12 protein-coding genes are annotated in these 14,440 nt (G+C 52.2%); 9 read left to right on the top strand and 3 right to left on the bottom strand.

The features are described from left to right. Nucleotides 1-16 precede the first annotated feature (16 nt). The 9 genes from ACFQ88_RS34525 to ACFQ88_RS34485 all read left to right on the top strand — a co-directional run bounded on the left by ACFQ88_RS34525 (nt 17) and on the right by ACFQ88_RS34485 (nt 10,943). Nucleotides 17-601 carry a sulfite oxidase-like oxidoreductase gene (locus ACFQ88_RS34525; RefSeq protein WP_379461794.1) on the top strand — a complete coding sequence of 195 codons (585 nt, stop codon included), beginning with the start codon at nt 17-19 and terminating at the stop codon, nt 599-601. A 107-nt stretch (nt 602-708) separates the two neighbouring features. Continuing rightward, nucleotides 709-1,068: a YolD-like family protein gene (locus ACFQ88_RS34520; protein ID WP_239629953.1), complete on the top strand. Its 360-nt coding sequence runs from the start codon at nt 709-711 to the stop codon at nt 1,066-1,068. A 195-nt stretch (nt 1,069-1,263) separates the two neighbouring features. Continuing rightward, on the top strand, nt 1,264-3,084 hold the full coding sequence (locus ACFQ88_RS34515) for a sensor histidine kinase (protein WP_379461791.1): 1,821 nt from the start codon (nt 1,264-1,266) through the stop codon (nt 3,082-3,084). Beyond that, complete coding sequence (locus tag ACFQ88_RS34510; protein ID WP_239629951.1) at nt 3,077-4,666, top strand: response regulator transcription factor; 1,590 nt, start codon at nt 3,077-3,079, stop codon at nt 4,664-4,666. Before ACFQ88_RS34515 ends, ACFQ88_RS34510 begins: the two co-directional genes overlap by 8 nt. A 161-nt stretch (nt 4,667-4,827) precedes the next feature. Further along, complete coding sequence (locus tag ACFQ88_RS34505; protein ID WP_379461789.1) at nt 4,828-5,883, top strand: ABC transporter substrate-binding protein; 1,056 nt, start codon at nt 4,828-4,830, stop codon at nt 5,881-5,883. 78 nt (nt 5,884-5,961) lie between these two features. Beyond that, nucleotides 5,962-7,062 (top strand): ABC transporter ATP-binding protein, encoded by a 1,101-nt coding sequence (locus ACFQ88_RS34500; protein WP_379461787.1) that lies wholly within the window; start codon nt 5,962-5,964, stop codon nt 7,060-7,062. Continuing rightward, nucleotides 7,049-8,767, top strand: a complete 1,719-nt coding sequence (locus ACFQ88_RS34495) for an ABC transporter permease (protein ID WP_239629948.1) — start codon at nt 7,049-7,051, stop codon at nt 8,765-8,767. The genes ACFQ88_RS34500 and ACFQ88_RS34495 overlap by 14 nt, the downstream gene beginning before the upstream one ends. A 103-nt stretch (nt 8,768-8,870) precedes the next feature. Continuing rightward, a complete protein-coding gene (locus ACFQ88_RS34490; RefSeq protein WP_239629947.1) occupies nt 8,871-10,031 on the top strand; it encodes an extracellular solute-binding protein in 1,161 nt (386 codons plus the stop codon). 57 nt (nt 10,032-10,088) lie between these two features. After that, nucleotides 10,089-10,943 carry a protein phosphatase 2C domain-containing protein gene (locus ACFQ88_RS34485; protein WP_379461783.1) on the top strand — a complete coding sequence of 285 codons (855 nt, stop codon included), beginning with the start codon at nt 10,089-10,091 and terminating at the stop codon, nt 10,941-10,943. 88 nt (nt 10,944-11,031) lie between these two features. Here ACFQ88_RS34485 and pdxA read toward each other — a convergent pair whose 3' ends face one another. The 3 genes from pdxA to ACFQ88_RS34470 all read right to left on the bottom strand — a co-directional run bounded on the left by pdxA (nt 11,032) and on the right by ACFQ88_RS34470 (nt 14,362). Then, entirely contained in the window at nt 11,032-12,030 is a 999-nt protein-coding gene (gene pdxA, locus ACFQ88_RS34480; protein ID WP_379461781.1) for a 4-hydroxythreonine-4-phosphate dehydrogenase PdxA, read from the bottom strand. Next, nucleotides 12,027-13,340, bottom strand: coding sequence for a four-carbon acid sugar kinase family protein (locus ACFQ88_RS34475; protein WP_379461779.1), 1,314 nt, complete (start codon nt 13,338-13,340; stop codon nt 12,027-12,029). Before ACFQ88_RS34475 ends, pdxA begins: the two co-directional genes overlap by 4 nt. A 65-nt stretch (nt 13,341-13,405) precedes the next feature. Then, on the bottom strand, nt 13,406-14,362 hold the full coding sequence (locus ACFQ88_RS34470) for a 2-keto-3-deoxygluconate permease (protein ID WP_239629943.1): 957 nt from the start codon (nt 14,360-14,362) through the stop codon (nt 13,406-13,408). Nucleotides 14,363-14,440 lie beyond the last annotated feature (78 nt).

Here is a 14,440-nt window from a genome sequence, read left to right as displayed (position 1 = left end):
AGGAGGCAGGTTGCTTATGAGTATGATGAAGGACATTGAGCATCGAGTACCGCCGGGGCAAACCTTGACTCAGGGGTTTCCGGTTCTGCATTACGGCAGCGTGCCGTATTACAGCGATTTGAGCAAGTGGGATTTTCGCCTGTTCGGGCTTGTGGAGGAAGAGGTTACTCTTAGCTACGACCAATTCATGGAGCTGCCGCGGAAGCAGTTCACGAACGACATTCATTGCGTGACGACATGGTCCAAGCTCGATAACGAGTGGGAGGGCATCGCGGTCAGCGAGGTCTTGAAACGGGTTAAGCTGAAGCCGGAAGCCCAATACGTCATGCTTCACGCCGAGCACGGCTGGACGACGAATCTGCCGCTGGATGACTTTATGCGGGATACTTCATTCTTCGGTCTGAAGCATAACGGGCAGCCGCTGACCCCTGATCATGGCTATCCGGTACGGGCGGTCGTGCCGCATTTGTATTTCTGGAAGAGCGCGAAATGGGTTCGCGGCATTGAGTTTATGGAGAAGGATAAGCCGGGCTTTTGGGAGCGAAACGGCTATCACATGTATGGAGATCCGTTCAAAGAGCAGAGGTACGATTTTGACTAGGTTACTAAGGAAAGCTCAGATGAATAAATCTGGGCTTTTTTTTATACTTGAAAAATAGAACGTTTGTTCGTATATTAGTAATATCGAATTTCAATGAGGAGGAAGTCATGAAACCAGCCAAATGGACTTCAGAAGCAAACGTAATCAGGGAATCTTCCGGTATGATGCTCCCAGAGTATCGTGAAGAGAATGTATTTTATTATGATCAGGATGAAAAGTGGAGAAAGCCAGTGCTGACCGAAGAAGAGCAGCAGGAAATGTTTAGGCGACTGAGGGATTCCAAGGCAAAGGCAGTTGAAGTCTGTGTAAGGGTTTATGGTGAGCATGAAACTAGAAATATAACGGGAATCGTCACGGGACTGGATAATTACCCTGGACTGCTGGATCAATACCTCGTTAAGATAGAAGCAAAGGGAGACTGGCAGCTATTCAACTTTTCAGATGTTATTGAGGTTCTTAAATCATGATTCTCCCTATGAAATTGGCTTCGATATATCTCGAAGTCCATTTTTTTTATTTGCGGTAAATGCTGGGATAGCATCTTCTTTATTGACAGGCAGCCAAGTTAATAATAAATTGATGTTTAATAAAGTTCGGCAAAATGAAACCGTATTCAGGACGTCATTGCAACATGAACGATACAGCTAAAGGAGTGAACCTGAGTGAAGTCCGGTATCCAAAAGCTGCGCGGCGCTTTACTAGGCGCAAGCCTGCAGAAGAGATTGCTGCTGTTATTTTTACCCTTGGCCGTAGTGCCGCTAGCGGTGTTGGGTGCCTTTTCGTATTACAAATCGTCACAGGTCGTCCGGGATCAGGTATGCAGGACCATACTGGAAAACTTGTCTCAAGTCAATTACAGCATGAGCTATTTTGTCAAAGATATCGAACAGCTGTCGATGTATGTGTACAGCAATCGCGAAATCCAAGAGGTTCTGGCTAAGGACCCTAACCGTCCGCTTGCGGAAAAGCATCAGGATCAAAAGCGGATAGGCGACATTTTGGAAACGTTTTTAGGATTCAAAGGCTGGGAAATCGCGATCTATTTGCTCGGCGAGAACGGAGACCGGTATTTCTCAGGGGATTTGCTTCCTGGTCAATACGACGATTACAACCCCAATTGGGGCTTGTTTCGCAAAATGAGATTCGCCGACGGCAATGTCGTCTGGGATACCCACTACAGTATGAAAAAAACCGACGATTTCGGCATCGTGCTGAGCAGCGGCCGAATGCTGAAGAACATCAACACCAATCAGCAGCTGGGGTATATCGTTATCGACATTATGGAAAGCGGGTTAGCGGACAAATATAACAAAGCGCGATTGGCTGAAGGCGGACAAGTATTCCTTCTCGACCGCAACGGCTATATTATTTCCAGCACTCCCTCCAAGCATAAAGTCGGGACGAAGCTGGCGGAGCCTTATGTGAATGCAGTGCTTTCGGGAAGTAAAGGGTTCTTCAAGCAAGGGTCGGAAGGCGGCGGAGCGCCGTCCATGGTCATTTACGATACTTCCGAGAGCACCGGCTTCAAGCTGATTAGCGTTGTTCCTACTGCGGTGTTGACCAAAGAAAGCACGAGCATCCGCGACTTGACCTTCTGGGTAATGGCCATCGGCGTTCTCGTTACATGCTGGCTTGCGTTTGTGTTGTCCGTCACGATAACAGGTCCGCTAAGAAAGCTGAAGTCGTTAATGTACTTAGTGGAGAGCGGCAATTTGAATGTTTCCTTTACCTCCAAATATAGAGATGAGGTAGGGCAGCTTGGCCGGAGCTTTAACGCTATGGTCCAACGGATCAAGCAGCTGATCGATGAGGTGTATCATAAGCAGCTGATGGTTCAGCAGGCGGAGATTAAAGCGATTCAGGCTCAATTTAACCCGCATTTTCTATACAATGCGCTGGATTCGATCAATTGGATGGCCCGGATTCATAAGCTCGACGACATCAGCCGCACGGCGATTTCGCTAGGAGAGCTTCTCCGGTTCAGCATCCGCAAAGGGAACCCTTTTATCACTATTCGCGAGGATATGCAGCAAATCCGCAATTATTTATTTATTCAAAAAATGCGCTACGGCGACAAGTTTGAAGCGATAATCGATATCGCGCCGGAAGTGGAACGGCTGTATACGCTGAAGCTGCTGCTGCAGCCCGTTGTAGAAAATGCGATTACCCATGGGCTTGAAATGAAGCCGGGCAAAGGCATACTTCACATCCAAGGATTGCTTGAAGGCGACCGGGTTATTTTTCACGTAAGGGATAATGGAGTCGGAATGCCCGAAGACATATTGGAGCGTATGAAGGCCGGGAGCTTCGCATCGTCAAACGAGCAAAAGACAGGGATCGGGCTGGAAAACTTAATTAAGAGAATACAGCTGTATTTTGGCGAGCAGGGCTGGTTCTCGATAGAGAGCGAAGCGCAATCAGGCACGATAATAACGATCAACATACCGGCAATGGAGACACCAGGAGGGGAAACCCATGTATAAAGTGATGATTGTGGAGGATGAATGGCTGGTACGGGAAGGATTAAAGCAGACCATCCCATGGGAGCAGGTCGGCTGCGAGCTGGTAGGGGAAGCCGGCGACGGAATTACCGCATTGGAACGGATTGAGAGCTTGCAGCCCGATATTTTGCTGTCCGACATTCGCATGCCGGGGCTAAGCGGAATTGAATTGGCTCAGCGGATTACAGAGCGGCTGCCAAAGCTGAAGATCGTATTTTTGACCGGGTTTGACGATTTTGTTATCGCGCAGAAGGCGATTAAGCTCGGGGCTGCGGATTTTATACTGAAACCGACGAATCCGGACGAGCTCATGGAAGTGTTCGGCCGAATCAAGGCCAAGCTGGATGAGGAGCGGGCTAACCGCGAGCAATCGGAGCGTCTGGAGCTAAGCCTGGTGATAGGACAACCGTTTATTATGGAAAAGCTGCTGTACGATATGATGCTGGAGCATGCGGGCACTTTTGAATTCGAGCTGTTCGAGGAATATTGCCTTCAGGATAACAAGACGGTCGGAGCTTACCGTATTGTGCTGTTGAATGCGGCTATCCCCGAAGCGGAGCGGGCGAAGACGAGCCGTACGGAGCAATGGCTGACCGCTTCGGCCGCGGTGGAAAGGCTGACATCGTTCCCGATGGTGAGAATCGGAAAATCCGTCTATGCTCTTCTGGCTAACCGGTCGACAGAGCGGACGGATATGACTCCGGTTCTCAGCCTATTGACCGATTTGGCCCGGATGTGGGAAGGGCACGTTTCCGTTGGTGTCAGCACCCTGCACGATGGAGCGGCAACGATTGCTCAAGCTTATGAGGAAGCGCTGCAAGCGATTTACGGCACGCTCTGGAGCGGAGGTAGCCCGCTGGTATGGTACGATGAGCTGGATAGGGAATCACCTTCGTTGATTACGGCAGCTCCTTCTCCGATAGACATATCGTTAACTGAATTAATTAAACGCGGGACGCAGGAGTCGATTGAAGAACACATAGCCCGCTGGAAGTCCCATTGGCTGCTGCAGCTGAGCCAGGACATACAGGAGCGCTCACGATTTTTCGAATGGCTTGTCGCGTTGTATTCCAGTCTGCTTAAAGACGAGGAGCTGAAGCATATCGGCCTGGACCCGCAGCTGCTGTTGTCCCCCCTCGAGGAGTCCGAGTCTCCCGATCGGCAATTAACGAGGCTGCGCGGGATGCTGATCGAATGGCAGCGGCGGTACAAGGGACAAGGCCGGGACGGCGGAGGCTTCGAGCAGATCGAGGCTTTCATTCGCCAGCACTACAGCGAGGACATTACATTGCAGGAAATCGCCGATCGCCATCATATGAGCGAAAGCCATTTCAGCCGGCTGTTCAAGCAGCATGTAGGAAGCAGCTTCCTTGAATATTTGACGAACGTGCGCGTACAGAAAGCGAAGGAGCTGCTGGTGAATCCGAAGCTCAAAATCTATGAAGTCGCGGTCAGCGTAGGGTATCAGGATTCGCGGTACTTCAGCCAAATTTACCGCAAATATACCGGCGAGACGCCGACGGAGTTTCGCAAGCGTCTCGGTATTGAGTTTATCCCGCTGTGAAGCGGGATTTTTTATTTGAAGCAGAAAATTCAACAAACATGAAATTTTGTCGCATTGAAAGCGTTTCACCAAAAAGATATATTTTGAGTGTAATCGCTGCAGCTGCTGCATCGACAGGGAGTCCGAGGACGAAACTAAAATTATACGGGGGGTATAAGAACATGAAAAAAACGGTATTCGGTATTATGGCTGCCATGCTGGTGGCTGTCTCTATTACGGGCTGCGGGCAATCACCTGCAACCGATAAAAAAGCGGATGGAGCGGGAGCGCAGTCGGGCACGGCGAAAAAAGCAGGTACAGTTACGCTGTACTCGCCGAATGCAGCGGAAGTGAATAACCCGATCATCAAGGAATTCCAGGAGCGTACGGGCATTGAGGTCCAGCTGATTTCCGGCGGAACGGGAGATTTGCTGAAGCGCGTTCAAGCCGAGGCTGCCAATCCGCTTGGAGATATTTTCTGGGCCGGCGGCGCCGATTCGCTTGAGGCGTATAAACAATATTTTGAACCGTATAAAACGAAAGAGTACGACAATCTGGAACCGCAATATGTGGACAAAAACAATGTATGGACACCGTTTGCGGCGCTGCCGATGGTCATCATGTACAATAAAGAGCTCGTGAAAGCGGGCGAGGAGCCCAAGAGCTGGAACGATCTGGTCGATCCGAAATGGAAGGGGAAAATTGCATTCGCCGATCCGGCCAAATCCGGGTCCTCCTATACTCAGCTCATCACCATGCTCACGGCCTTCGGCAAAAATGAACAGGGATGGGATTTCGTTAAAAGATTCGTTAAAAACCTGGACGGCAAAGTGCTATCCGGATCGGGACTTGTATATAAAGGCGTTGCCGATAAAGAATTCGCTCTTGGCGTAACCCTGGAGGAAGCGGCGCTTCGCTACGTAGAGGGCGGAGCCAAGGTCGGCATCATCTATCCTTCCGAAGGCACCTCTGCGGTTCCTGACGGAGCGGCTATCATCAAGGGAGCGAAAAATCCGGAGCAGGCCAAGCAATTCATCGATTTCCTAGTCAGCAAAGACGTGCAAACGCTGATTCAAAAAGAATTCAAGCGCCGCTCGGTGCGCAAGGATGCGGAAACGATTCAAGGCGTCGCGCAGACGAAGGACATCAAGCTGGTGCAATACGACTTTGATTTCGCCGCTGCTAAAAAAGACGAGAACATTAAACGTTTCGGCAAAATCGTAACCGGCCAAGAATAAAATACGAATCCCAAGGTGCCTTACTTCGAGGTTAAGGCACCTTTTTTTAAACGGCAAATCTAACAGGAGGTCAGTGCCATGCAAAAAGTTGTGTTCGATCATGTAACCAAATATTTCGGAACGAATAAGGCGGTTAATGATGCTCATTTCACTATAGAAGCCGGGGAGTTTTTCACGCTGCTCGGCCCAAGCGGATGCGGTAAAACGACGCTGCTGCGGACGATTGCCGGGTTTTACCGGCAGGAGGAAGGCGACATCTACTTCGGTGATAAAAAGATGAATGACGTGCCGACGCACGAGAGAAATATCGGGATGGTGTTTCAAAACTACGCCATTTTTCCGCACATGACGGTATTCGAGAATGTCGCCTACGGCCTCAAAGCCCGCAGCGTATCGAAGAAAGAGATCGAAACCCGAGTGATGGAAGCGCTCGAAATGGTAGAGTTGTCCCACCTGCGCGACCGCGTACCGTCCAACATGAGCGGCGGTCAGCAGCAGCGGATCGCCCTGGCCCGCGCCATCGTCATTCGTCCGGGACTGCTGTTGATGGATGAGCCGTTATCCAATCTCGACGCTAAGCTGAGAGTGAAGATGAGATCGGACATTCGCCGGCTGCAAAAGGAGCTTCACATCACAACGATTTACGTTACGCATGATCAGGAGGAAGCATTGGCGGTTTCTGACCGGATTGCCGTCATGAGTGAGGGGAGAGTGCAGCAAATTGCCTCCCCTGGGGATATCTATGCGTATCCGTCCAACCAATTCGTCGCCAATTTTATCGGGACGTCCAATTTTATTACCGGCGAATGCGACTCCTACAGCAGCCATTCCGGCGAAGCCGTGGTGAAGCTGTTCGGAACGGATTTCCGGCTGCCGCTCCAGAACGACTATGAGGGTAAGGTCCTGTTTGCGCTTAGACCCGAACGCGTGAAGCTGGAGGATGCCAACTCCGGGTCCCCGCTTATTCCCGGCACGATCGAGACCGTTACGTTTCTGGGAGAAAAGGTGAGCTACCTCATTCGACTGAACGACGGCACCTTGATCGATGTTCAGGAGCATGCGGTTCAGCCGCATCGTCTAAGACGGGAGAAAGCATCGGTTCTGGTCAATCTTCAGCTGGATAGAACGACGATGTTCGATCATTCCGGCCGGGAGGTGCTCTACCGTGCAGCCTTCTAAACTAGCGGCAGAAACGGCTATGGGCGGCACAGCGGTCAGGAAGCAGCCTGGACGGTATGGAAGGCTGAATATCAAGCAGTGGGACTTCTGGTCGTGGGTCACTTGCTTCGTCTATTTGTTTTTGCTGGCCTTCATCGTGTATCCTCTCTTTTCCTTGCTGATCAACAGCTTCTTTAACGATAAAGGCGTGTTTTCGTTGGAAAACTATGCGAACTTCCTGAAGCTGAAATATTACTATATCGCCCTTTGGAACAGCTTCAAGGTGTCGGCGCTGACGACCGTGTTCTCCATCTTGATCGGGGTACCGCTCGCTTACGTGATGACGCGCTACAACATCAGGTTCAAAGGCTTGATTCAGATTATGGTCATCATGTCCTTGCTGTCGCCGCCGTTCATCGGCGCGTATTCGTGGATTCTGATGCTCGGGAACAACGGGTTTCTAACGCGGTTTTTCCACGACATCGGCATACCGTTCTCGTCAGTCTACGGGTGGAAAGGGATTGTGTTCGTATTTACTCTGCAGTTTTACCCGCACATTTTCCTATATGTGTCCGGGGCGCTGCGCACGATCGATACGTCGTTGGAGGAAGCGGCGGAAAGTCTCGGGCGCTCCGCATTTCATCGGCTTATGACGATCACGCTGCCGCTCATCTTCCCGACCTTGTCTGCCGGAGCGCTGATGGTGTTCATGGCCGCTTTCGCCGACTTCGGGACCCCGATGCTGCTCGGTCAAGGCTTCAAGGTGCTGCCGATTCTAGCCTACGAGCAATTTATAAGCGAAATGGGCGGGAATCCGGCGATGGCGAGCACACTCAGCGTCATTCTGATCGCTTGCTCGACGAGCATTCTGTTCTTGCAGCGTTACTTCGTTTCGCGGAAAAATTACACCATGACGGGCATGCGAACGCCCAAGGTGGAATTGCTGAGGCCGCTGCCTAAAGCGCTGCTGACCGCAGGTGCTTTGCTCATAGCATGTATATCTCTGATTCCGCAGGCTACGGTCATTATCACGTCGTTCATCAAAACGAAAGGACCGGTATTCCACTCCGGCTTCAGCTTAAACAGCTACAAGGAAGTATTGTTCCGAGTTCCAAAAGCAATTGCCAATACGTACAGCTTTTCGGCGGTCTCTATCGTCATTATGGTGATTATGGGCATGCTCGTCGCTTATGTGCTTGTCCGCCGCAAATCGAAGCTGACCGCAATGCTGGACGGGTTAATCATGATTCCTTACGTTATGCCGGGTACGGTACTCGGTATCAGTATGATCATCGCTTTTAACAAGCCGCCGGTCGTCTTGACAGGGACGTGGGTCATTCTGGTTATAGCTTACATCGTACGGAAGCTGCCTTACACGATTCGTTCCAGCACGGCGATCTTGCATCAGCTCGACCGAAGTGTCGAGGAGGCGTCCATCAGCTTGGGCGTTCCTCCGATGAAGACGTTTTTCAAAACCACCGGCCGTTTGATGGCTCCGGGCGTATTGTCCGGTGCGATTCTAAGCTGGATCACGACCATTAACGAGCTCAGCTCTACGATAGTGCTGTATTACGGAGCGACGGCAACAATCTCCGTCACGATTTACAGCGAGGTGTTTACATCCAACTACGGGACGGGAGCTGCACTAGCCTCTATCTTATCCGTATCGACCCTCGTTTCCTTACTGATTGCCAACAAGCTGAGCAAAAAAGGATTGCAGCTCTAAGCAGGAAAGCCGGAGCATAATGCCGCCTTCGATGAGCCATGGTACAATGAGTTCGGAAGAAACCCCGAAAGGTTGGCAAACCGGTGCTTTCAAGGAGGCATTCATGAATCGGCGCAAATGGATTTTCATCATAACAGCTTGCTTTCTGCTCGCAGGCACGGTCATGTGGATCAGGGCCAAGCGTCTGCCTTCGGGCGGTGGTAACGATCAGCCGCAGGATACGGTAACGTTGTCCGTATGGGTGTTCAGTAGAGGGTGGGACACTCCTCTTGCGGAATTTCAGAAGCAATATCCGCAAATCAACATAGATGTTCGCACGTTTCGTTCGGCAGAACAGCTGTATCATGAGCTGCTGCCGTCGATTTCGGCCAACGTGGCTCCGCAATTGGCCGAAATCGGAAGCTTCTATGGCATCGCCCCGTTGGCTGCTACCGGCTCCATAACTCCAATCGACAATCAGAAGACGGAGGCCGCCCAACTTTCAGCTGCTTTTGAAGAGCCGTTTCGCTACGATGGCAAGCTGTGGGCTCTGCCCATTGGAGGCAGCATCCCGCTGTTATATTACCGGGGGGAATTGGTAAGCAGGGCGGAGCTTCCGCCGAACGGCTTTCGCAGCTGGAACGACGTAGAGAAAGCCGCCGCGCTGCCGATCAAGGAGGGGCTTGCGTCGCCCGGCGACCGATGGAGGCTGGCTATCGATAATGAGCTTCCATGGTACGCCCAAAATATAGGAGGCGGTACGGCTTCGGAGCACGCGTTCGACTTATGGGAGCGCTGGGTGCACGCGCTCGGTATATTGGAGCCGTTAAGCCATCGGATGGCGGTCAGCGATTTTATTAACGGCAAGGTCGGAGTGCTTCTCAGCTCTTCCAGCAAGCTTCCTGTCATTGAACGTTATATAGGCGGAAAATTTCAATTCGATATTATGAGGCTGCCGGAGTCCGATTCGGTAGGGATCGTACCGGCTGTTAACGGTCTGGTTCAAATCCATTCGATTCCTGCCAAGGAAACGGCGGCTCAGAGATTGTTAGAATTTATGATGGATAACACGGCGCAGTCTCTGATGTGGACGCACATGGGCTACATACCCGCCAAAACGGATGTAGTCATGCAATTGGCCGAACAATCGGCCGCATTAGCCCGGCAATGGACGATATTCGATGCTATTCGGTCATTAAGCGGACGCAAGCCTGCAGTGGACGACTACGATCAATGGATGAGGATTACGGAGAAGCTCGAACTGCTGGAACAGCAATCGAAATAGGATTCGTCTTTATCAAGAGCAGGATAGGAGCAGGACGGCATCGAGGAGGGAGTTCGTATGATGATAGAAACCATTTCAAAACAGGGTACCGCCCAATGGAACGAAGATGCGCTGGTCGTTAATGACAGGCTGCGGTTGTTCGGGGTGCTTGACGGTGCCACATCTCTTCACCCTTACCGGGGAGCGGGAGGGGAGACGGGAGGATATTTGGCTTCCCGGACGATCAAGAACTACCTGGAATCGCTTCGGGAAGAAGACGTGGCGGATGCCAGCCTCAAGCATCTGGTCATCCAGGCCAACGTCCGATTGAGGGAGGACATGAAGGAAGCGGGGATCGATCTCACGGATAAAGCGTCTTTATGGACCAGCTCGCTGGCTCTCATCCGCGTTCGCGAGCATTCGATCGATTACGTGCAGGCGGGTGACTGCATGATTGCCGCCAAGTATGAGGACGGTACGGTTCGTACGATTTCTCGCGATCAGGTGGATCATATCGATCAGCAATCCAAGAAAATTTGGCAGGATGGCATCCAAAGCGGGATCACCTCACGGGAGCAGCTATGGAGTATGGTCAAGCCGGTCATTATGCAAAATAAATCGAAGATGAACACGCTCGAAGGCTATTCGGTTCTGAGCGGCGAGCCGGAAGCTGCGGAGCTTCTGGAGTACGGGACGATCAACCGCATCCGTTTGCGGTCCCTGCTTCTGGTGACCGACGGGTTGTTTCTGCCGAAGGAGGCGGGGGCAGAAGCGTCGGACGATTGTGCCAATCTGGTCGCCATGGTCGAGAAGCAAACGCTTGCCAGCTATACGGATTGGCTGACCCGTCTTGAGCAGGACGATAAAGAGTGCCAGAAGTATCCGAGATTTAAAATTTCCGATGACAAGACGGGAATATGGATTCAATTTTGATTCGTGAGGTGCTGTAAATTACCGGTCTCATCTATACACCAGCAAAAAGCCCAGTGCCTGAATCGCACTGGGCTTTATTTTCATAGATTTATTGGCGTTTCGGCGCCAGCTCGACAGCCTGACGCAAAGCTTCCTTGATGCTTTGCTCGTCGGCGATCCCTTTGCCGGCAATATCGAAGGCCGTTCCGTGGTCGACGCTGGTACGAATAATCGGTAGGCCTACCGTAATGTTGACTCCGGCTTCAAGCCCGAGCGCCTTGACAGGGCCGTGCCCCTGATCGTGATACATGGCGACTACGATGTCGAAGTCTCCGCGTGTCGTGCGGAAGAACAGCGTATCGGCAGGGAGCGGGCCCTGCACCTGGATGCCTTCTTGCTGCGCGCGTTGCACAGCAGGAATGATCTTCTCCTCTTCTTCGCCGTAGCCGAACAAGCCGTTTTCACCAGCATGCGGATTGATGCCGCAAACGGCAATGCGCGGAGTGGCGTAGCCGGCTTTTTGCAGCGTCTCGTGAGCCATGCGGATCACATTGTAGACGCGCTGCGGCTCGATCATTTTGACCGCGTCGATAATTCCTACGTGCGTCGTCACATGAATGACCTTCAGCTTCGGCGCCGATAGCATCATGGAGAAATCCTTCGTGCCGGTCAGCTCGGCCAGGATCTCGGTGTGGCCCGGATACATATGGCCTCCCTTATGAAGAGCTTCCTTATTCAACGGAGCCGTACATATGGCGTCGATTTGGCCATCATTGGCTAGCTCGATCGCTTGCTTCAAGTACATAAAAGCGGCATGACCCGCCTCGGCGGATACTTGGCCGAAGGGAAGATCGGCCGGCAGCAGATTCAGATCGAGGCAATCAACCGTCCCGTAAGCATATTCCGCGTCCGATAGAGACGAGATCGCACGAATGTGCAGCTGGCTGCCGACGACGCGGCCTGCTCTTTCCAATAGTTTGGCATCCCCGATCACAAAAGGGCGGCAGCTGTCATACACAGCCGAATCCCCCAGAGCCTTCATAATAATTTCGGGACCGACGCCTGCTCCGTCCCCCATCGTAATGCCAATAACCGGTTTCGTCATCATTGTTCCGCTCCCTTCTCAAGATGAATGCATTGCATCGCATTCCACAAAGACATTTTGTTGCCAAAGGCGCCTGCCTTGGTTACCGCCGGCAAGCGGGTCTCACCGAGCAGTGTGCCGTAAGGAATTCCCGGCTCCACCTCGTTGCGCAGCGCAATGCCGTGGACGCCCAAGTATCGGCATACCGCCTTGGCCGTATCGCCGCCGGTAAGGACGAGTCCTTTGACCGGTGTTTTGCCAATGACCTGGCTCGTAATGGCTCCCAGCGTATCCGCAATGCGGTTGGATACGTCGGATGACGACATGCCTTGCTGGGCGCCCAGCTCCTTAGCCGCACGGACCTGCTCCGGGGACGAGCCCGCATACAGGGAAACGTCCTTCCCGGCGGATAGAGCAGACCATAATGCAGCGGCGCAGCGCTCCATTTCCTTGCTTCTTGCTTCATCGGAGCCGATGGCTGCCAGAGGGTCCAGCTCCAGTGCAATCACGTTGTCCTGACGGTTCACTTCCGCAACCTGCTCTCGGGTAATGTTGGAAATGCTGCCCGCCACCAGCATAACGGGACCTTGGGATGATGGCATATCGTCCGTATTCTCCGGTGCGGATGATTCCGACGGCTGCTGCGGCTTTAACAAAAACTCCGCCAGCCCGGCAGAACCCGCCCAGAGCACTTTGGAACCGTAAGATGTAATAAGTGCGGCAATCTGCTGCAAATCTTCGTCGGCTTCGGCATCGAAAATGAAACATTTCGTCTGCTTCTTCAGCTCGTCAGTGATGAAGGAAATAACCGAATCCGGTCCTTTGCGCAATAACGAGAGATCGATATTCGCACATGGCTTCCCGGACTGCTTGCTGAATATATTGGCGATAACCGAGTCCGGAACCGGGGTTTTCGGATCTTTGGCGACCTCCGTCTCATGGATCGGTGTACCGTTTAAATAATGAATGCCGTTAACCGTCGTCCGGCCGATTCTCGGAAAGGCGGGAGCGATGAAAGCAGCATCAAAGTGAAAGGCGTCCAGGACGCCGTTGATTTCTTGACCAAGGTTGCCGCGCAGCGTAGAGTCCATCTTTTTGTAAATGAGACGGATTCCCTTCTCCTTCAGCGCAAGCGCTGCGCTTTTCGCGCGCTCGTATGCCGCCTCTCCTGCGATGGAGCGGCTGTCGGTATCAATAACTACCACATCATGATGCTCATCAGGGATCGACGTCCAGTCGAAGATCACCTGCGTCTTCAGCCCGTTTCGGGCGAATTGGACGCCGGAGTCGGATGCGCCTGTCAAATCGTCTGCAATAATGGATATCCGTTCCACGGTTCATTCCTCCTGCTAAGAAAAGGAGAAGTCCCGGCAGGACCGGGACTTGGGGTTCTCCCGTATTATTTTGCTGCTGTAACCCCTATACGTTTGGCCCACCAAGCAGTAACGATCGGCGCCAAAACAGCCGTTACGATAACGCATGATGCTACCAGTGCAGTAGCGGATGGAACAAGCGGAGCGTAGACCGAGTTCGCCGCCGCTACGGCTGCCGGAACGCCTGCGGCATTCCCTGCGGTAGTAGCTGCCGACAAGCCTGCGATGCCGTTGCCTCCTGTCAGTTTGTCGGTGAACATGAGCGCCAAGCCTGTAATGACAACTACCGCAACTCCCAGCAGCACGCCGAGAATGCCGGCTTGCCATACATTGCCGAGGTTCAACCCGGCGCCAAGGGCAAAGGCGAAGAACGGTACAAGCACAGGAACCGCCTTGGATAAAAACTCACGCATCTCACGGTCCAAATTGCCGAGGATCATCCCAAGCACAAGCGGCAGAATAGCTCCGACCAGCGTTTGCCAAGGGAATGCGGCCAAACCGGCTACGCCCAGCGTAACCATGGTCAGGAATGGACCGGACTCCAAGCTCATAATCGAATACGCGCCGACATCTTCTTTTTTGCCGAACTGTCCCATGAGCGCCATGTACAATCCGCCGTTAGTATCGTTCATTGCAGCAACGATGGCCAGTACGGAAAGGCCCGCGAACAAGCCGCCTTCCACCATGCCGTTGCCGAGGAATTTCCCTGCAATGAAGCCGACGATCATGGCAATACCGATTTTGGTAATCAGCAGGGTGCCGCCTTTTTTCAAAATATATGGAGTTGCCTTGAAATCGATCGTAGAACCCATACATACGTAAAATACAGCCAGCATCGGCAGCGAACCGGTCATCAGTGCGCCTGTGAACGAGCCGAATGTTTTTGGAATCGTAGGAAACAACGTATTTACAATAGCTCCGATAAGCAGAGGGATAATCATCATACCGCCGGGAATTCGTTCTATGGTTGCCTTGATTCTCACAAGATGCGCCCCCTAAGTCGTAGTTGTTTTAATTTGAAACATATTGGCCATGGATGTAAGCGCTACGTTGTTTATTAT

The organism is Paenibacillus sp. NPDC056579, from assembly GCF_042793215.1.
GTDB lineage: Bacteria > Bacillota > Bacilli > Paenibacillales > NBRC-103111 > Paenibacillus_S.
The sequence above is the reverse complement of the archived record's forward strand: the minus strand, read 5'-3'. Positions and strand labels throughout refer to the sequence as shown.

What these genes read in the sequence shown, in the direction of transcription:
- ACFQ88_RS34525 (WP_379461794.1), top strand. Translation starts at nt 17, where the DNA reads ATGAGTATGATGAAGGACATTGAGCATCGAGTACCGCCGGGGCAAACC.
- ACFQ88_RS34520 (WP_239629953.1), top strand. Translation starts at nt 709, where the DNA reads ATGAAACCAGCCAAATGGACTTCAGAAGCAAACGTAATCAGGGAATCT.
- ACFQ88_RS34510 (WP_239629951.1), top strand. Translation starts at nt 3,077, where the DNA reads ATGTATAAAGTGATGATTGTGGAGGATGAATGGCTGGTACGGGAAGGA.
- ACFQ88_RS34505 (WP_379461789.1), top strand. Translation starts at nt 4,828, where the DNA reads ATGAAAAAAACGGTATTCGGTATTATGGCTGCCATGCTGGTGGCTGTC.
- ACFQ88_RS34500 (WP_379461787.1), top strand. Translation starts at nt 5,962, where the DNA reads ATGCAAAAAGTTGTGTTCGATCATGTAACCAAATATTTCGGAACGAAT.
- ACFQ88_RS34490 (WP_239629947.1), top strand. Translation starts at nt 8,871, where the DNA reads ATGAATCGGCGCAAATGGATTTTCATCATAACAGCTTGCTTTCTGCTC.
- ACFQ88_RS34485 (WP_379461783.1), top strand. Translation starts at nt 10,089, where the DNA reads ATGATGATAGAAACCATTTCAAAACAGGGTACCGCCCAATGGAACGAA.
- pdxA (WP_379461781.1), bottom strand. Translation starts at nt 12,030, where the DNA reads ATGATGACGAAACCGGTTATTGGCATTACGATGGGGGACGGAGCAGGC.